Below are 15,943 nucleotides of genomic sequence, written 5' to 3'. Positions count from 1 at the left end.
TCCAGTCTAGGTTGCGCGCTGTGGCGAATTCGCACGGGATCCGTCCCTGTGGGTTACCTTGCGACCATGGACCTTCCCGTCATGCCGCCGATCCGTCCGATGCTCGCCAAGTCGGTCACGGGCGTGCCCGAGGCCGATGCGATCGAGGGTGGTCTGGTCTACGAGCCGAAGTGGGACGGTTTCCGTGCGATCGTCTTCCGTGACGGTGACGAGGTGGAGATCGCCAGCCGCTCCACGAAGCCGTTGACCCGCTACTTCCCGGAGCTCGTCGAGGCGGTGAAGGAGTCGTTGCCCGAGCGTTGTGTGGTCGACGGCGAGATCGTGGTGGTGAACGGTGATCGCCTGGACTTCGACCTGCTCAGCCAGCGCATCCACCCAGCCGCATCGCGGGTGACGCTGTTGGCCGAGCAGTGGCCGGCGCGTCTGGTCGTCTTCGATCTGCTGGCTATCGGCGATGACGATGTCACCGAGGAACCCTTCTCGACGCGCCGTGAGCTGCTGGTGGCCGAGCTGGACGGTCTGGACGGACAGGTGAGCGTCACCCGCGTCACCGGCGATACGACCACAGCCACCGAGTGGTTCGAGGTCTTCGAGGGCGCGGGTCTCGACGGGGTCGTCGCCAAGCCGCTCGCCTCGTCCTATGTGTCGAACGGGCGCGTGATGCTGAAGGTCAAGCACGCGCGTACCGCCGACGTGGTCGTCGCCGGCTACCGGTTGCACAAGACCTCGACCCCCGCGCGCCCGTTGCTGGGGTCGCTGCTTCTTGGGTTGTACGCGGCGGATGGCCGGCTCCAGCACGTGGGTGTCGCGGCATCCTTCACCGAGCAGCGCCGCGCCGAGCTCATCGAGGAGCTCGCACCGCTCGTCGCCGCGGCGGATGACGAGCATCCTTGGGCCGCTTGGCAGGACGAGGAGGCTCAGGCGTCCGGACGGCTCCCGGGCGGACAGAGCCGATGGACGGGTACGAAGGACCTCTCCTTCGTGCCACTGCGCCCCGAGCGCGTCGCCGAGGTGGGGTACGAGCACATGGAGGGTGAGGGCGACGGCGCGAGATTCCGGCATACGGCACGGTTCAAGCGCTGGCGCGAGGACCGGGAGCCGCAGTCCTGCACCTATGAGCAGCTCGAGGAGGTCGCGCGCTATGACCTCAACGAGGTGCTCGGGGCGCACTGACCTCGTTCCCGGCGGGTGAAGCACGGAGGATGTGATCCGGCGGTTGCCGGGGCAACCGTGCAATCACATCCTCCGTCTGGGAGCGCTGACTTTGAAAAGGCTCAATCGTGACGGGCCTTGGAGGGCTGCACCCGACGCGGCTCCCCGGGCATCTTGGGATAGTCCGGGGGGTAGGGCATCTCGCCCTCGCCGTTCTCCTCATCGCGGGCGTACCACTCGAGCAGCGTCTCCAGGCCGAAGGCCTCATCGTCGATCGATGACCAGGCGTCGGGACGGCGCTCCAGCAGTCCGGGAACGGAGGTGAGGTTGAGAGTGCGAGGATCGTCGAGATCGAAGAGCTCGTCCCAGGTGAGGGGAGTGGAGACCGGCGCGCCGGGCTTCGGCCTCAGGCTGTAGGCGCTCGCGATGGTGCGATCGCGAGCGTTCTGGTTGAAGTCGACGAAGATGCGCTCGCCTCGCTCCTCCTTCCACCAGGCGGTGGTGACCCGGTCATCCCGTCGGGACAGCTCGCGACCGAAGGCGAGTGCCGCGTGGCGGACATCGGTGAACGTCCAGCGCGGCTCGATGCGCACGAAGACGTGCACCCCTCGATTGCCGCTGGTCTTCGCGAAGCCGCGGATCCCGATCTCCTCCAGCAGATCCTTGGCGCTGCGAGCGACACGCTGGGCGTCGTGGAAGTCCGTGCCGGGCTGCGGGTCGAGGTCGATGCGCAGCTCATCGGGCCGGTCGACATCCGCGCGGCGCACCGGCCAGGGATGGAAGGTGATCGTGCCCATGTGGGCCGCCCATGCCGCGACGGCGATCTCGGTGGGGCAGATCTCGTCGGCGCGGCGTCCGGAGGGGAAGTTGATCCGCACCGTCTCGACGTAGTCGGGTGCGCCCTTGGGCACACGTTTCTGATAGAAGGCGTCGCCATGGTTGTCCTGGCGCGTCGACAGGTCCATGTCCTCCCGGACCCCCTTGGGCCAGCGCTCGAGGGTCGTGGGCCGCTCACAGAGTGCGCGCATGAGCCCGTCACCGACCTTGACGAAGTACTCGACGACCTCGAGCTTGGTGATATCGGGTGTGAGATCGGTCGCTTCGAAGATGATCCGATCGGGGCTGGAGACGCGCACTTCGCGTCCACCGGCGTCGATGTGTGCGGCGGGACTGGCCATGCCTCACGATAGCGCCGCGGTCGCGCTGCCGGGCGATATCGCCGGCAGTGACGAGGGGCTCTCGATACCGCGGTGGACGAGCCAGCCCGATGAAGCGCCGCCGGGGCCGGTACATGGTCGCCGGCAGAACGTTACGGGCTGGGTAAGGCGATCCTTCGTTGAATGGCCGGAATGAATAACGGCACACTGGTGTTGTGAAAAACATGCAGGCACTCGAGGCGACGTCGTCGACTGACGACGCACCGACGCGTCTGCGTGTGGCCGAGTCCCTCCTGGCGCACGGAGCGTCGACCGCCGCGAGCCTCGCCGAGCACCTGGATCTCACGCCCGCCGCGGTCCGTCGTCACCTCGACGCTCTCCTCGAACAAGGCCTCATCGCCGCCCGCGAGGAACGGATCGTCGGCCAGCGCCGGCGCGGCCGGCCGGCGCGGGTCTTCGTGCTTACCGACGCCGGACGAGATCAGTTCACGCAGGCCTATGACGATCTCGCAGCTGACGCGCTGCGGTATCTGCACGCCACCGGCGGAGATGACGCCGTCAAGGCCTTCGCCCGGTTCCGCTTGGCCGGACTCGAGGAGCGCTACCGCGGGCTGCTCGTCTCGGTCGACACCATCGAGGAGCGTGCGCAGCTCCTCGCCCATGCTCTGACCGAGGACGGCTTCGCCGCCTCCGTCAGCAGTTCGCCAGCCGGCGAACAGATGTGCCAGCACCATTGCCCGGTCGCGCACGTCGCGGGGGAGTTCCCTCAGCTGTGCGATGCGGAGACCGAGCTCTTCGCCGAGCTCCTGGGCACGCACGTCCAGCGACTCGCCACCATCGCGCACGGCGACGGTGTCTGCACCACCCATCTTCCGAAAGCCCCCACATCAGAGAGGGTGTCGTCATGACCACGACGCACGAGACCAATCAGATCGAGGAGCTGAACCCCGGTCTGAAGGAGGTCGGCAACTATGAGTTCGGCTGGGCCGATCCCGATGTGGCCGGTGCCACCGCGCAACGCGGCCTCAACGAGGCCATCGTCCGGGACATCTCGGGCAAGAAGGACGAGCCCGACTGGATGCTCCAACGGCGGCTCAAGGGTCTGAAGCTCTTCGAGCGCAAGCCCATGCCCACCTGGGGCGCTGACCTCACGGGCATCGATTTCGACAACATCAAGTACTTCGTGCGCTCCTCGGAGAAGCAGGCGCAGAGCTGGGAGGACCTGCCCGAGGACATCAAGAACACCTACGACAGGCTCGGCATCCCCGAGGCGGAGAAGCAGCGCCTCGTGGCCGGTGTCGCCGCGCAGTACGAGTCGGAGGTCGTCTACCACTCGATCCGTGAGGACCTCGAGGCCCAGGGCGTGCTGTTCCTGGACACCGACACGGCCCTGAAGGAGCACCCGGAGATCTTCGAGGAGTACTTCGGCACCGTCATCCCGACCGGCGACAACAAGTTCGCCGCGCTCAACACGGCGGTGTGGTCCGGTGGCTCGTTCATCTACGTGCCCAAGGGTGTCCATGTGGACATCCCGCTGCAGGCCTATTTCCGGATCAACACCGAGAACATGGGGCAGTTCGAGCGGACGCTGATCATCGCCGACGAGGACTCGTACGTGCACTACGTCGAGGGCTGCACCGCGCCGATCTACTCCAGTGACTCGCTGCACTCGGCCGTCGTGGAGATCATCGTCAAGAAGAACGCCCGGGTGCGCTACACGACGATCCAGAACTGGTCGAACAATGTGTACAACCTGGTCACCAAGCGCGCCACCTGTGAGGAGGGCGCGACCATGGAGTGGGTCGACGGCAATATCGGCTCCAAGGTGACCATGAAGTACCCGGCGGTCTACCTCATGGGCGAGCACGCTCGCGGCGAGACGCTGTCGATCGCCTTCGCGGGTGTCGGTCAGTACCAGGACACCGGCGCCAAGATGGTGCACGCAGCCCCGCGCACCTCGAGCTCGATCCTGTCCAAGTCCGTCGCCCGAGGCGGGGGCCGCACCTCCTACCGCGGTCTGCTGCAGGTGTTGGACGGTGCCGAGCACTCCGCCAGCACGGTCAAGTGCGACGCCCTGCTGGTCGATCAGATCAGCCGCTCGGACACGTACCCGTATGTCGACGTCCGCGAGGACGACGTCACCCTCGGCCACGAGGCGACCGTCTCCAAGGTGAGCGAGGACCAACTCTTCTACTTCATGTCGCGCGGCATGGAAGAGGACGAGGCGATGGCGATGATCGTCCGCGGCTTCGTGGAGCCGATCGCCCGTGAGCTGCCGATGGAGTACGCCCTCGAGCTCAACCGCCTCATCGAACTCCAAATGGAAGGAGCGGTCGGCTAAACATGACCGCCACTGTGGACAACTTCTCGAGCGCTCTGGAGCTCGAACACGTCGAGTCCCACCTGCACCCCGAGCCGTCGTACGACGTCGAGGCCCATCCCAAGCCCACCGGCCTGGAGGAGATCTGGCGCTTCACGCCCCTCAAGCGGTTGCGCGGTCTGCTCGACGGGCCGGTCTCCGAGGCGAAGCTGAAGCTCGCCGAGGAGCTCCCCGAGGGTGCGAGCCTGAGCACGATCTCGCGTGAGGAGGCCAAGGCTCTCGGAGGGATCGCTCCCCTCGACCGGCTCGCTGCCCTCGCGGTCGAGAACGCCCCCGATGCCATGCTGCTCAATATCGACGGCGAGCTCGACGCGCCGGTGCGTCTGAACTGGTCCGGGGAGGCCGCCGATCAGATCGTGTGGGGTCACACGGTCGTGAAGCTCGCGCCCTTCGCGAAGGCCACCGTGCTGCTCGATCACATCGGCAGCGCCACCTACGGCAGCACTGTCACCTATCTCGTGGGCGATGGCGCACAGCTCACGGTGATCAGCCTGGCCGACTGGGAGGACGATGCCGTGCACGCTGTGCAGAACGGTGTCTCGGTCGGTCGCGACGCCCAGGTGCGGTTCTTCGAGTTCACCCTGGGCGGAGATCTCGTCCGGTCGTCGACGAATGTCGACTACCGGGGTACCGGGGGCAGCGCTGAGCTGTTCGGCGTGTACTTCGCCGATGCCGGCCAGCATCTCGAGCATCGTCAGTTCGTCGATCACACCGCGCCCAAGACGCGCAGCAATGTGGTCTACAAGGGCGCATTGCAGGGCCAGGACGCGCACACGGTCTGGATCGGCAATGTGCTCATCCGCAAGGTGGCTGAAGGTATCGAGACCTTCGAGCAGAACGACAATCTCGTGCTCACCGACGGCGCCAAGGCGGACTCGGTCCCGAACCTGGAGATCGAGACCGGTGAGATCGCCGGCGCCGGACACGCGTCGACCACCGGTCGATTCGACGACGAGCACCTGTTCTACCTGCAGAGCCGTGGCATCGAGGAGACCGAGGCGCGCCGCCTGGTCGTGCACGGCTTCTTCAACGACATCATCCGCCGGATCGGTGTCGCGGACCTGCAGGAGCGCCTCACCTCGGCGATCGAGGACGAGCTGGCGACCGTCGTCGGCCGCCTGGAGTCCTGAGGAGTCCCGCCGTGTCATTCAAAGAGGCCGCTCCGCTGGGCGACGTGCCGGAGGGCGCGGCGCTCGGTATCGAGGTCGACGGCGTCGACATCGCACTGGTCCGCCAAGGCGATGACGTCTATGCCATCCAGGACTGGTGTTCGCACGCCGAGATCCCGCTGTCGGACGGCGACGTGGAGGGTTGCACCATCGAGTGCTTCCTCCACGGTTCGCGCTTCGATCTGCGCACCGGCGAGGCCCTGAGCCTGCCCGCCACCGAACCCGTCCCCGTGTACGCCACCAAGATCGAGGGAGAGACCGTCTGGGTCGATCTCCCCACCGAAAGCGAGAACTGAGAGCATGTCCACTCTGGAGATCAAGAACCTTCACGTCTCGGTAGAGACCGAGGACGGTGAGAAGGAGATCCTGCGCGGCGTCGATCTGACCATCAACTCCGGCGAGGTCCACGCCATCATGGGCCCCAATGGCTCAGGCAAGTCCACACTCGCGTACTCGATCGCGGGCCACCCCAAGTACCAGATCACCGAGGGCGAGGTGCTGCTCGACGGTGAGGACATCCTCGAGCTGAGCGTCGACGAACGGGCGCGCGCCGGACTCTTCCTGGCGATGCAGTACCCCGTCGAGGTCCCCGGCGTCTCGGTCGCCAACTTCCTGCGCACCGCCAAGACCGCGGTCGACGGTGAGGCCCCGAAGCTCCGCACCTGGGTCAAGGACGTGAACGCCGCCCTCGAGCGGGTCACGCTGGATCCGTCCTTCGCGCAGCGCAGCGTCAACGAGGGCTTCTCCGGTGGTGAGAAGAAGCGCCACGAGATCGCGCAGTTGGAGCTGCTCAACCCGAAGTTCGCCGTCCTCGACGAGACCGACTCGGGTCTGGACATCGACGCGCTGCGGGTCGTGTCCGATGGCGTCAACCGCTACACCGCGCAGGGCGATCGCGGCGTGCTGCTCATCACGCACTACACGCGCATCCTCAACTACATCAAGCCCGACTACGTCCACGTCTTCGTGGCGGGACGGCTCGCGGAGTCCGGTGGGCAGGAGCTCGCCGAGCAGCTCGAGGCCGAGGGTTACGACAAGTACGTCAAGGCGGCAGCAGCGCTGTGAGCGCCTACGACGTCGAGGCGATCCGCAAGGACTTCCCGGTCCTCGCGCGATCCCTCGCGGGCGATCGGCCGCTGGTCTACCTCGACTCGGCCAATACCTCGCAGAAGCCGCGCCAGGTGGTCGAGGCGATCGAGCGGCACTATCTGGAGCACAACGCCAATGTGGCACGTGCGATGCACCAGCTCGGCGCGGAGGCCACGGAGGCCTTCGAGAGCGGCCGCGACAAGGTGGCGCGGTTCATCGGCGCCCCCTCGCGCGATGAAGTGATCTTCACCAAGAACGCCTCAGAGGCGCTCAATCTCGTCGCGCGTGTCCTCGGCGACGGCGGCATCGTGGGGGAAGGTGACGAGATCGTCATCTCCGAGATGGAGCACCACTCCAATATCGTCCCCTGGCAGCTGCTCGCCGAGCGCACCGGCGCGACGCTGCGCTGGTTCGGCGTGACGGACGAAGGACGGTTGGATCTCGACGATCTCGAGTCGCTCGTCACCGAGCGCACCAAGATCGTCTCGCTGACCTGGGTCTCGAACATGCTGGGCACCATCAACCCGCTCGACACCGTCATCGCCCGCGCACATCAGGTCGGCGCCCTGGTCGCGGTCGACGCCTCGCAGGCAGTGCCGCAGATCCCGGTCGATGTCGCCTCGCTGGGCGCCGATTTCGTGGCCTTCACGGGGCACAAGATGGTCGGTCCGACGGGGATCGGCGTGCTGTGGGGGCGCTACGACCTGCTGGCCTCGCTTCCGCCCTTCCTCGGCGGCGGCGAGATGATCGAGACGGTGTCGATGGAGCGGAGCACCTTCGCCGCGCCGCCGCACCGTTTCGAGGCGGGTACGCCGCCGATCGCGCAGTCGGCCGGTCTCGGTGCCGCTATCGACTACCTGTCGGCCATCGGCATGGAGAATATCGCCGCGCACGAGCAGGCGATCACGGCCTACGCGCTCGGCCGGCTGCAGGAGATCGACGGTCTCACGGTCGTGGGTCCCTCTGAGGCCGTGGACCGTGGGGGAGCGGTGAGCTTCACGCTCGACGGGGTCCATCCGCACGACATCGCGCAGCTGCTCGACTCGCGTGGGGTCGCCGTGCGTGCCGGGCATCACTGCGCCAAGCCGGCGCACCGGCGTTTCGGTGTGCAGTCGACCACGCGGGCCTCCTTCTACCTCTACACGACCGAGGCCGAGATCGACGCCCTCGCCGAGGCGATCCGCTACACCCAGCAGTACTTCAAGGTGGGATGAGCATGGACGTCGACGCCCTGTACCAGGAGATCATCCTGGATCACTACAAGAATCCCCACGGGGCCGGACTCCGCGTGCCGTACGAGGCCGAGGTGCATCACGTCAATCCCACCTGCGGCGATGAGATCACCCTGCGGGTGCATCTGGACGGCGACCGGGTGTCCGATATCTCCTATGACGCGGAGGGCTGTTCCATCAGTCAGGCGTCGGCCTCGGTGCTGTACGACCTGCTGCCGGGCAAGACCGTCGAGGAGGCGATGCGGGTTCTCGACTCCTTCGCCGAGGTGATGCACGGCCGCGGCCAGGTCACCCCCGATGAGGACGTGCTCGAGGACGGCATCGCTTTCGCCGGGGTGGCGCAGTTCCCGGCGCGCGTGAAGTGCGCGCTGCTCGGGTGGATGGCGTGGAAGGACGCCACCTCCCAGGCGCTCGCCGCTTCCGATCAGACCCTGTCCGACGAGAGAGGCAAGTGACACCATGACCACCGACCACTCCGACCTGCCTCAGGTCGACACCTCCCCGAAGCCCACCAGCTCCGATGACGTCATCGAGGCCATGAAGGACGTCGTCGACCCCGAGCTCGGCATCAATGTCGTCGACCTCGGCCTGGTCTACGGCGCGCATGTCGATGACCACAGCAATGCGGTGCTGCAGATGACGCTCACCTCGGCGGCTTGCCCGCTGACCGATGTCATCGAGGATCAGACCCGCGCGGCGCTCGATGGCATCGTCAACGAGTTCCGCATCGACTGGGTATGGATGCCGCCGTGGGGGCCGGACAAGATCACCGATGACGGCCGCGAGATGTTGCGCGCCCTCGGCTTCAATATCGGCTGACCCTTCCTGGGCGGTGAGTTATCCCGCACCGGCGCCCTGGGCGGTGAGTCATTCCGCACTTCGGTCGATGACCTGCGGAAAGGCTCACCGCCTTTGCCGTGCCCACGGCCTATACCTCCGCTCCGGGTCCGGACGGCCTGGGGCGGGCCGGTAGGATGGTCCGGTGCTGATCCAGAGAGAGTGACGGTCCGGCATCGCGCGACGATGCCGTGTCTCGCCCCATCCGTCCCTGATGTCCTCTGGAGTTCTCCCGTGATCACCGCCTCCGGCGTGGAGCTGCGTTTCGGCGCCCGCGTCCTCATGTCCGATGTCTCGTTCCGCGTCGCCAAGGGCGACAAGATCGGCCTGGTCGGCCGCAACGGCGCGGGCAAGACCACCCTCACCAAGATGCTCGCCGGCGCCGGGGGAGAGCCCTCGGCCGGCACGATCACCCGCACCGGCTCCGTGGGCTACCTGCCGCAGGATCCGCGGGTCGACGACATGACGGTGAGCGCACGCAACCGCATCCTTTCGGTGCGGGGACTGGACGATGCCATGCGCCGACTGCGCATGGCCGAGGAGGAGATGGCGTCCTCCGAACCCGAGGTCGCCGAGCGCGGCATGAAGCGCTATACGGCGGCCGATGCCGATTTCCAGTCAGCGGGCGGCTATGCGGCGGAATCCGAGGCCGATGCCATGGCGATGTCGCTCGCTCTGCCCGAGCGCATCCTGGAGCAGCCCCTCAGCACGCTCTCCGGAGGTCAGCGTCGCCGCGTCGAGCTCGCCCGCATCCTGTTCTCCGATGCGGAGATCCTGCTCCTCGACGAGCCCACCAACCACCTCGACCACGACTCCATCGTCTGGTTGCGCCAGTTCCTCGCGGACTTCTCCGGTGGCTTCATCGTCATCAGCCACGATGTCGACCTCATCGAGACGACCGTCAACAAGGTCTTCTATCTCGACGGCAACCGCCAGGTCATCGACATCTACAACATGGGCTGGAAGGCCTATCTGAAGCAGCGCGAGGCCGACGAGGAGCGTCGCAAGCGCGAACGCGCCAATACCGTCAAGACGGCTGAACGGCTCTTGCAGCAGGCCGAGAAGATGCGCGCGAAGGCCACCAAGGCGGTCGCCGCGCAGAACATGATCAAGCGCGCTGAGAAGATGATGGCGGGGCTCGAAGACGAGCGGCAGACCGAGAAGGTCGCCAAGATCGGCTTCCCCAAGCCCGCCCCGTGCGGCAAGACGCCACTCATGGCCGAAGGCCTGTCGAAGTCGTACGGATCGCTCGAGGTCTTCATGGACGTCGACCTGGCCATCGACCGGGGCAGCCGTGTGGTGATCCTCGGTCTGAACGGCGCGGGCAAGACGACGCTGCTACGCATCCTGGGCGACATGGACGAGCCGGACACCGGCGAGATCCGGCCGGGACACGGACTCAAGCTCGGCTATTACGCGCAGGAGCACGAGACCCTCGACACGAGCCGCACGATCCTCGACAACATGCAGCGGGCTGCTCCCGAGCTCACCGAGACCGAGGCACGCAGCGTCCTGGGTCAGTTCCTGTTCACCGGCGACGATGTCGCGAAGCCGGCCGCGGTGCTGTCCGGCGGGGAGAAGACTCGGCTGGCACTGGCGAGCCTGATCGTCTCGAAGGCCAATGTCCTGTTGCTCGACGAGCCGACCAATAACCTCGATCCCGCCTCGCGCGAGGAGGTCCTCGGGGCGATCCGCTCCTATGAGGGCGCGATCATCCTGGTGACACACGATGAGGGCGCCGTGGCCGCTCTGGACCCCGACCGCGTCCTCCTGCTGCCCGATGGGGATGAGGACATCTGGTCCGACAGCTACTTCGATCTGATCAGCTTGGCGTGAGCTGGTCGGTCTCGTGTGACTGGGGCTCACGGCGGCGTTCCTTCAGCTCTGCCCGCGCGAACCAGAAGAAACCGAAGGCAGCCAGCCCGGCGAAGAAGTACCACTGCCACGAATAGAAGAGATTGACGCCCATGCCGAGCTCGGGCGGTTCGGAGGGCTCGAGGCCGTCCAGGGGAGGGTTCTGCTCGCGCAGGGCGATATATCCCGTGGCCAGCTCCTGGGGCACGAGCTCGGCGAGCGCCTTGCTGCTGATCAGCCGGACCTGTCCGTCCTCGGGCCGCACTGCTTGTCCGTCATTGGTGCTGTCGGCGCGCAGCCATCCGGTCACCGTCACCCGGCCGCTCGGCGGGGGCGGGATGTCGTCGGGGCGCGAGGCCGTGTTCGGTGTCTGGACCCATCCTCGGTCGACCAGGACCGCGCTGCCGTCGTCGAGGACGAGTGGTGTCACGACGTCGACCCCGGGCTGGCTGCCGCGCTGTTGGAACTTGACCAGCACCTCGCGCTCGGCGTCGTAACGACCGGTGGCGGTCACCTGGGTCCACTCGTCCTCGGCGGGCCACTCTGTGCCGGGTGGAGCCACCTGCTGGATCGGAACCGGATCGGACTCGGCATGGTTCTCGACCTGCGCATTGCGCTGTTGGCGTTGCTCGTGCCGGTCGTGCTGCCACATTCCGAGGAGCACGCAGGTCACGGCCAGGGCGATGACGAAGGCACCGAACCCCAGCCAGCGGGGGGTCCACAGGAAACGCAGCACCGATCTAGTCCTCGTCGAGCTCGCGGCGTGACCGCTCGAGCTCGGGACGCTCGTGTCCGAAGGGTGAGGGACCGTCGCTGGCCTTGCGGGCAGGCGAGTTGGCGAAGATCACGGCGACATAGGGAAGGAAGACGGCCCCGACCAGCAGGGTCCAGCGCAGGGGGCCGCTCGCGGCGACCGCTCCGAGGAAGCACACCGTGCGGATCGCCATCGAGATGGCATAGCGTTTCTCGCGTGACCAGGTGGCCTCACTGTGCGACTGAGCGGCCGAGGTGATCGAGTGCACCTCATCGCGCTTCCTTCGAAGCTTCACGCTCTCCACTCTACGCTGACCTCCCTGGTCGCCTGCAGGGCGAGGGGAGGGGCATGATGGGACGCATGAGTAACCGTACGTACCGTGTGACCGAGATCGTCGGAACCTCGCCTGAGGGCGTGACCGAGGCTGTGCAGAGCGGCATCAAGCGCGCCTCCCAGACCCTGCGCCACCTGGACTGGTTCGAGGTGGTCGGTATCCGCGGGCAGATCGTCGACGATGAGGTCGAGCACTACCAGGTGACGCTCAAGCTGGGCTTCCGTCTCGAAGACGACGAGTGACGGTGCCGACGGGCGGCGCCCTCGGTCAGGTCTGGTCGGCGGCGTCGGCCGCCTCGACCTCTTCGCGGGTGATGCCCATGAGGAACACCACAGTGTCCAGATAGGGCACGTTGACACTGGTGCGCGCCTGGTCGCGGACGAGGGGCTTGGCATTGAAGGCGATGCCCAGGCCGGCGGCAGCAAGCATGTCGAGGTCATTGGCGCCATCGCCGATCGCCACGGTGTTGCGCTCGGCGATACCAGCCTCGGCCGCGAACCGACGCAGGGCCGTCGCCTTCCCGGCGCGGTCGACGACCTCGCCCACGACGCGGCCGGTGAGGTGTCCGTCGACGATCTCCAGTTCGTTGGCCGCGAAGTAGTCGATGCCGAGCTCCTCGGCGATCCGCTCGATGATCTGCGTGAAACCGCCGCTGACGAGCGCGAATCGGTAGCCGAGGCGCTTGAGCGTACGGATCATCGTCCGCGCGCCCGGTGTATAGGCGATGCTGGCGTAGACGTCATCGAGGGCGCTGGCCGGGATGCCTTCGAGCTGCGCCACGCGAGCGCGGAGTGAGTCGGCGAAGTCGAGTTCTCCGCGCATGGCCCGCTCGGTGACCTCAGCGACCTGAGCCTCACAGCCGGCGTGCGAGGCGAGCATCTCGATGACCTCGCCCTGGATGAGCGTCGAGTCGACGTCCATGACCACGAGGCGCTGGGCATGGCGTCCGATGCCGTTCTCCTGGACCGCCACGTCGACTCCCTCGGCGTGGCCGATGCTGGCGAGGTCGCGCTGCAGGGCATCGGGATCCGCGCCGGACACTTCCATGCGGATCGCGGTCACCGGATAGCGCGCCATGCGGACGATGCGGTCGATATTGCCCCCGAGGCGGCGGATGCCGTCGGTGATGGCCGACATCGCGGACGGCCGGAGCGGTCCACCGAGCACGATGACCTGGGCACGTCCGATCCGCCGGGGACGGTTGTCGCCCACGCCGTGCTCGAACCACACCTCGAGGCCCAGCGGTGCGGCGAAAGCGCGGATGGCCTCCTCGAGTTGCTCCGGCGACTCCGGCTCGGTCAGGAGGGTGCTCAGCACCAGTCGTCCGCGCACCACGAGCTGCTCGACATCGATCACCTCGACATCGAAGTCCGCCGCCTCGGCGAACAGACGGGTCGAGACGCCGGGGCGGTCGGGTCCGATCAACGTCACCAGCACTGTCGGCACGGTGAGATGGAGGGCTGCGGGAACATGCTCGGAGGTCATCGAGTCGAGGGTAGCGTCAGCCCTCACCGGCGACACGATAGGTTGGGATGACCGGGCCGTCGCGACCAGGAGGATGCATGTCAGCTGTCTTCGAGCTGGACGACGTGACGGTCATCCGTTCAGGCAGGAAGCTCCTCGACTCGGTGTCCTGGACCGTCCAAGCCGGTGAGCACTGGGTGGTCATCGGGCCCAACGGAGCCGGCAAGACGACCCTCCTGCAGATCCTCGGCGCCTCGCTGCACCCCACCGCGGGCCGAGTCCGCATCCTCGACGAGACCCTCGGCCAGGTCGACGTCTTCGAACTGCGCACCCGGATCGGGCACACCTCCACCGTGGTCTCCGACCGCATCCCGGCGCGCGAGGCGGTGCGCAATGTGGTGCTCTCCGCCGCGTACGCCGTGGTCGGCCGCTGGAACGAGGAGTACGACGAACACGACTTCGGCCGGGTCGACCAGCTGCTCGCGGAGCTGGGCATCGCGCCCCTCGCCGACCGCAGCTTCGGCACGCTGTCCGAGGGGGAGAAGAAGCGGGTCCTCATCGCCCGCGCGCTGATGACCGATCCCGAGGCTGTGCTGCTCGACGAACCGGGGGCCGGACTCGATCTCGGCGCGCGCGAGGATCTGCTCGCGAGCCTGGATGTCCTGTCCAGCGACCCAGCCGGCGCGGCCTTCGTCCTCGTCACCCACCACGTCGAGGAGATCCCGCAGGGCTTTACGCACGCGCTGATCCTCGCGGAGGGAAAGGTCATCGGGCGAGGCCCGCTGCGCGAGGTCCTGACCTCCGATGTGCTGAGTAGAGCCTTCGGCCAGCGCCTCGAACTCCGCGAGGACCGCGGTCGCTTCACCGCCCGACGACAGCCCGCGGCGCGGCGCGCCGCTTCGTGATAGAGACATAGATCATGGACTGGCTCGGCGACGATATCTGGCTCACCTGGACGGCGATCGGCGTCGTGCTGTCGGTCGTCGAGATCGCCAGCATGGAGTTCGTCTTCCTGATGTTCGGTGTCGGTGCCTTCGCTGCCGCCGCTGTCGCCGCACTCGGAGCGCCGTTCGTCCTGTGTTTGCTGGTCTTCGGCGGTGTCTCGGGCAGCATGCTGACACTGGTCCGGCCGAAGATGGTCAAGCGCATCCACCGCGGACCCACACTGCCCTCCGGCCAGCACGGTCTCGTCGGCCGGTACGCCACGGTCGATGAGCAGGTCTCCGCCCACGCTGGACAGGTCATGATCGACGGCCAGCGCTGGACCGCCCGCGTACTCGATGCTGATACGACCTTCGAACCCGGGACGGAGGTGCTCGTCGTGGCCATCGAAGGCCCGATCGCGCGTGTCACCGCCGCCCATCACTGAAAGGAAGAACGACAATGGTGGCCTCCGCCCTCGCCGTCTTCGTCGGCCTCGTGGTCCTGCTCCTCGTGGTCGTCGTCTCGATGTCGGTCAAGATCATCCCGCAGAATCACGCCGGCATCGTGGAGCGGCTCGGCCGCTATCGCACATCGCTGAACTCAGGACCGCACCTGATCATCCCGTTCCTGGATCGGGTCAGGTACCGAGTCGATCAGCGTGAGCAGGTCGTCTCCTTCCCGCCGCAGGGCGTCATCACCGAGGACAACCTGACGGTGGAGATCGACACGGTGATCTACTTCACCGTCAACGATCCGGTGTCGGCGACATACGAGATCGTCAGCTATATCGACGCGATCCACCAGCTGACGATGACGACTGTCCGTAACATCATCGGCGGCATGACGCTGGAGCACACGCTAACCAGCCGTGACCAGATCAACCGCACGCTCGGTGCCGAGCTCGACTCCGCGACGGCGCGCTGGGGCATCAAGGTCAACCAAGTCGAGCTGAAGAGCATCGACCCGCCGCCCACCATCATCGACGCGATGGAGAAGCAGATGCGTGCCGACCGTGACAAGCGGGCGGCGATCCTGACCGCGGAGGGTGAGCGGCAGTCGGCGATCCTGACTGCCGAGGGCGAGAAGCAGTCGTCGATCCTCAAGGCCGAAGGTGAGAAGCAGTCGGCGATCTTGTCGGCGGAGGGCGAGCGGCAGGCTGCGATCCTCCGCGCCCAGGGTGAGGGCCGTGCCATCGAGACCGTCTTCCAGGCGATCCACAACGGCAACGCCGATCAGAAGCTGCTCTCGTATCAGTATCTGCAGACGCTGCCGAAGATCGCCTCGGGCGAGAACGCGTCGACCTGGATCATTCCGGCCGAGCTCACCAAGGCTCTCGGCACGCTCGGCGGTGCGATCGGTGACATCCCTGTCGACAGCGGGGGTAGCCGTCGCGAGGTCGATCTGGACGAGGAGATCGTCGACGAGGCTCCGGTCGCCAGCGAGGACACCTCTTCGGCGGTGGAGGAGGCCATCAAGGCCGCTCGCCAAGCCGAGTCCCCGGTCGCCCGCCCCGATGACGATGAGGGAGCGCCTGCCGAGAGCGACCCCACCGCCTGACCTCACCCAAAACCCGTTGAGTGGGACGTTTGGACGGTGA

The 15,943-nt window shown here is 66.8% G+C and carries 18 protein-coding genes; 14 read left to right on the top strand and 4 right to left on the bottom strand.

Translation table 11 applies throughout. From position 1 onward, the window contains the following. Positions 1 to 66 precede the first annotated feature (66 nt). Complete coding sequence (locus tag BHE97_RS13840) at positions 67 to 1,173, top strand: ATP-dependent DNA ligase (protein WP_087624627.1); 1,107 nt, start codon at positions 67 to 69, stop codon at positions 1,171 to 1,173. A gap of 101 nt (positions 1,174 to 1,274) precedes the next feature. On the opposite strand, the gene BHE97_RS13835 is transcribed toward BHE97_RS13840, so the two are convergent. Then, positions 1,275 to 2,330, bottom strand: a complete 1,056-nt coding sequence (locus BHE97_RS13835) for a DNA polymerase domain-containing protein (protein ID WP_087624626.1) — start codon at positions 2,328 to 2,330, stop codon at positions 1,275 to 1,277. Between the two features lie 203 nt (positions 2,331 to 2,533). On the opposite strand from BHE97_RS13835, the gene BHE97_RS13830 reads away from it, so the two are divergent. The 9 genes from BHE97_RS13830 (at position 2,534) to BHE97_RS13790 (ending at position 10,852) form a co-directional block, all read left to right on the top strand. Then, the gene (locus tag BHE97_RS13830) at positions 2,534 to 3,217 is read left to right on the top strand and encodes a metalloregulator ArsR/SmtB family transcription factor (RefSeq protein ID WP_087624625.1); all 684 of its coding nucleotides are present in this window, start codon (positions 2,534 to 2,536) and stop codon (positions 3,215 to 3,217) included. Continuing rightward, on the top strand, positions 3,214 to 4,650 hold the full coding sequence (sufB, locus tag BHE97_RS13825) for a Fe-S cluster assembly protein SufB (protein ID WP_087624624.1): 1,437 nt from the start codon (positions 3,214 to 3,216) through the stop codon (positions 4,648 to 4,650). The genes BHE97_RS13830 and sufB overlap by 4 nt, the downstream gene beginning before the upstream one ends. Before the next feature lie 2 nt (positions 4,651 to 4,652). Beyond that, the gene (gene sufD / locus BHE97_RS13820) at positions 4,653 to 5,819 is read left to right on the top strand and encodes a Fe-S cluster assembly protein SufD (RefSeq protein WP_087624623.1); all 1,167 of its coding nucleotides are present in this window, start codon (positions 4,653 to 4,655) and stop codon (positions 5,817 to 5,819) included. Between the two features lie 11 nt (positions 5,820 to 5,830). Next, the gene (locus BHE97_RS13815) at positions 5,831 to 6,154 is read left to right on the top strand and encodes a non-heme iron oxygenase ferredoxin subunit (protein ID WP_087624622.1); all 324 of its coding nucleotides are present in this window, start codon (positions 5,831 to 5,833) and stop codon (positions 6,152 to 6,154) included. Positions 6,155 to 6,158: 4 nt separating this feature from the next. Then, positions 6,159 to 6,923 (top strand): Fe-S cluster assembly ATPase SufC, encoded by a 765-nt coding sequence (gene sufC / locus BHE97_RS13810; RefSeq protein ID WP_087624621.1) that lies wholly within the window; start codon positions 6,159 to 6,161, stop codon positions 6,921 to 6,923. Beyond that, on the top strand, positions 6,920 to 8,161 hold the full coding sequence (locus BHE97_RS13805; protein ID WP_087624620.1) for a cysteine desulfurase: 1,242 nt from the start codon (positions 6,920 to 6,922) through the stop codon (positions 8,159 to 8,161). Before sufC ends, BHE97_RS13805 begins: the two co-directional genes overlap by 4 nt. Before the next feature lie 2 nt (positions 8,162 to 8,163). Continuing rightward, positions 8,164 to 8,634, top strand: coding sequence for a Fe-S cluster assembly sulfur transfer protein SufU (sufU, locus tag BHE97_RS13800; protein WP_087624619.1), 471 nt, complete (start codon positions 8,164 to 8,166; stop codon positions 8,632 to 8,634). A 4-nt stretch (positions 8,635 to 8,638) separates the two neighbouring features. Beyond that, positions 8,639 to 8,998 carry a metal-sulfur cluster assembly factor gene (locus tag BHE97_RS13795; protein WP_087624618.1) on the top strand — a complete coding sequence of 120 codons (360 nt, stop codon included), beginning with the start codon at positions 8,639 to 8,641 and terminating at the stop codon, positions 8,996 to 8,998. A gap of 252 nt (positions 8,999 to 9,250) precedes the next feature. Beyond that, positions 9,251 to 10,852 carry an ABC-F family ATP-binding cassette domain-containing protein gene (locus BHE97_RS13790; RefSeq protein ID WP_087624617.1) on the top strand — a complete coding sequence of 534 codons (1,602 nt, stop codon included), beginning with the start codon at positions 9,251 to 9,253 and terminating at the stop codon, positions 10,850 to 10,852. On the opposite strand, the gene BHE97_RS13785 is transcribed toward BHE97_RS13790, so the two are convergent. Beyond that, positions 10,839 to 11,606 (bottom strand): SURF1 family protein, encoded by a 768-nt coding sequence (locus tag BHE97_RS13785; RefSeq protein ID WP_087624616.1) that lies wholly within the window; start codon positions 11,604 to 11,606, stop codon positions 10,839 to 10,841. The two genes, BHE97_RS13790 and BHE97_RS13785, sit on opposite strands and share 14 nt — an antisense overlap. A 4-nt stretch (positions 11,607 to 11,610) precedes the next feature. Continuing rightward, positions 11,611 to 11,919, bottom strand: a complete 309-nt coding sequence (locus BHE97_RS13780) for a DUF3099 domain-containing protein (RefSeq protein WP_170931431.1) — start codon at positions 11,917 to 11,919, stop codon at positions 11,611 to 11,613. A gap of 65 nt (positions 11,920 to 11,984) precedes the next feature. Between BHE97_RS13780 and BHE97_RS13775 the strand changes: the two genes are divergently transcribed. Further along, positions 11,985 to 12,200, top strand: coding sequence for a dodecin (locus BHE97_RS13775; protein WP_087624709.1), 216 nt, complete (start codon positions 11,985 to 11,987; stop codon positions 12,198 to 12,200). Between the two features lie 25 nt (positions 12,201 to 12,225). On the opposite strand, the gene serB is transcribed toward BHE97_RS13775, so the two are convergent. Then, positions 12,226 to 13,443 carry a phosphoserine phosphatase SerB gene (serB, locus tag BHE97_RS13770; protein WP_087624614.1) on the bottom strand — a complete coding sequence of 406 codons (1,218 nt, stop codon included), beginning with the start codon at positions 13,441 to 13,443 and terminating at the stop codon, positions 12,226 to 12,228. Positions 13,444 to 13,520: 77 nt separating this feature from the next. On the opposite strand from serB, the gene BHE97_RS13765 reads away from it, so the two are divergent. The 3 genes from BHE97_RS13765 to BHE97_RS13755 are packed head-to-tail and all read left to right on the top strand — an operon-like array spanning position 13,521 to position 15,903. Next, a complete protein-coding gene (locus tag BHE97_RS13765) occupies positions 13,521 to 14,327 on the top strand; it encodes an ABC transporter ATP-binding protein (protein WP_087624613.1) in 807 nt (268 codons plus the stop codon). Positions 14,328 to 14,341: 14 nt separating this feature from the next. Then, positions 14,342 to 14,791: an NfeD family protein gene (locus tag BHE97_RS13760; RefSeq protein WP_087624612.1), complete on the top strand. Its 450-nt coding sequence runs from the start codon at positions 14,342 to 14,344 to the stop codon at positions 14,789 to 14,791. Between the two features lie 14 nt (positions 14,792 to 14,805). Next, a complete protein-coding gene (locus BHE97_RS13755) occupies positions 14,806 to 15,903 on the top strand; it encodes an SPFH domain-containing protein (protein WP_087624611.1) in 1,098 nt (365 codons plus the stop codon). Positions 15,904 to 15,943: the final 40 nt, after the last annotated feature.

It is taken from the genome of Aeromicrobium sp. PE09-221 (genome assembly GCF_002174305.1).
In the GTDB taxonomy this organism is placed as follows: Bacteria; Actinomycetota; Actinomycetes; order Propionibacteriales; family Nocardioidaceae; genus Aeromicrobium.
The sequence above is the reverse complement of the archived record's forward strand: the minus strand, read 5'-3'. Positions and strand labels throughout refer to the sequence as shown.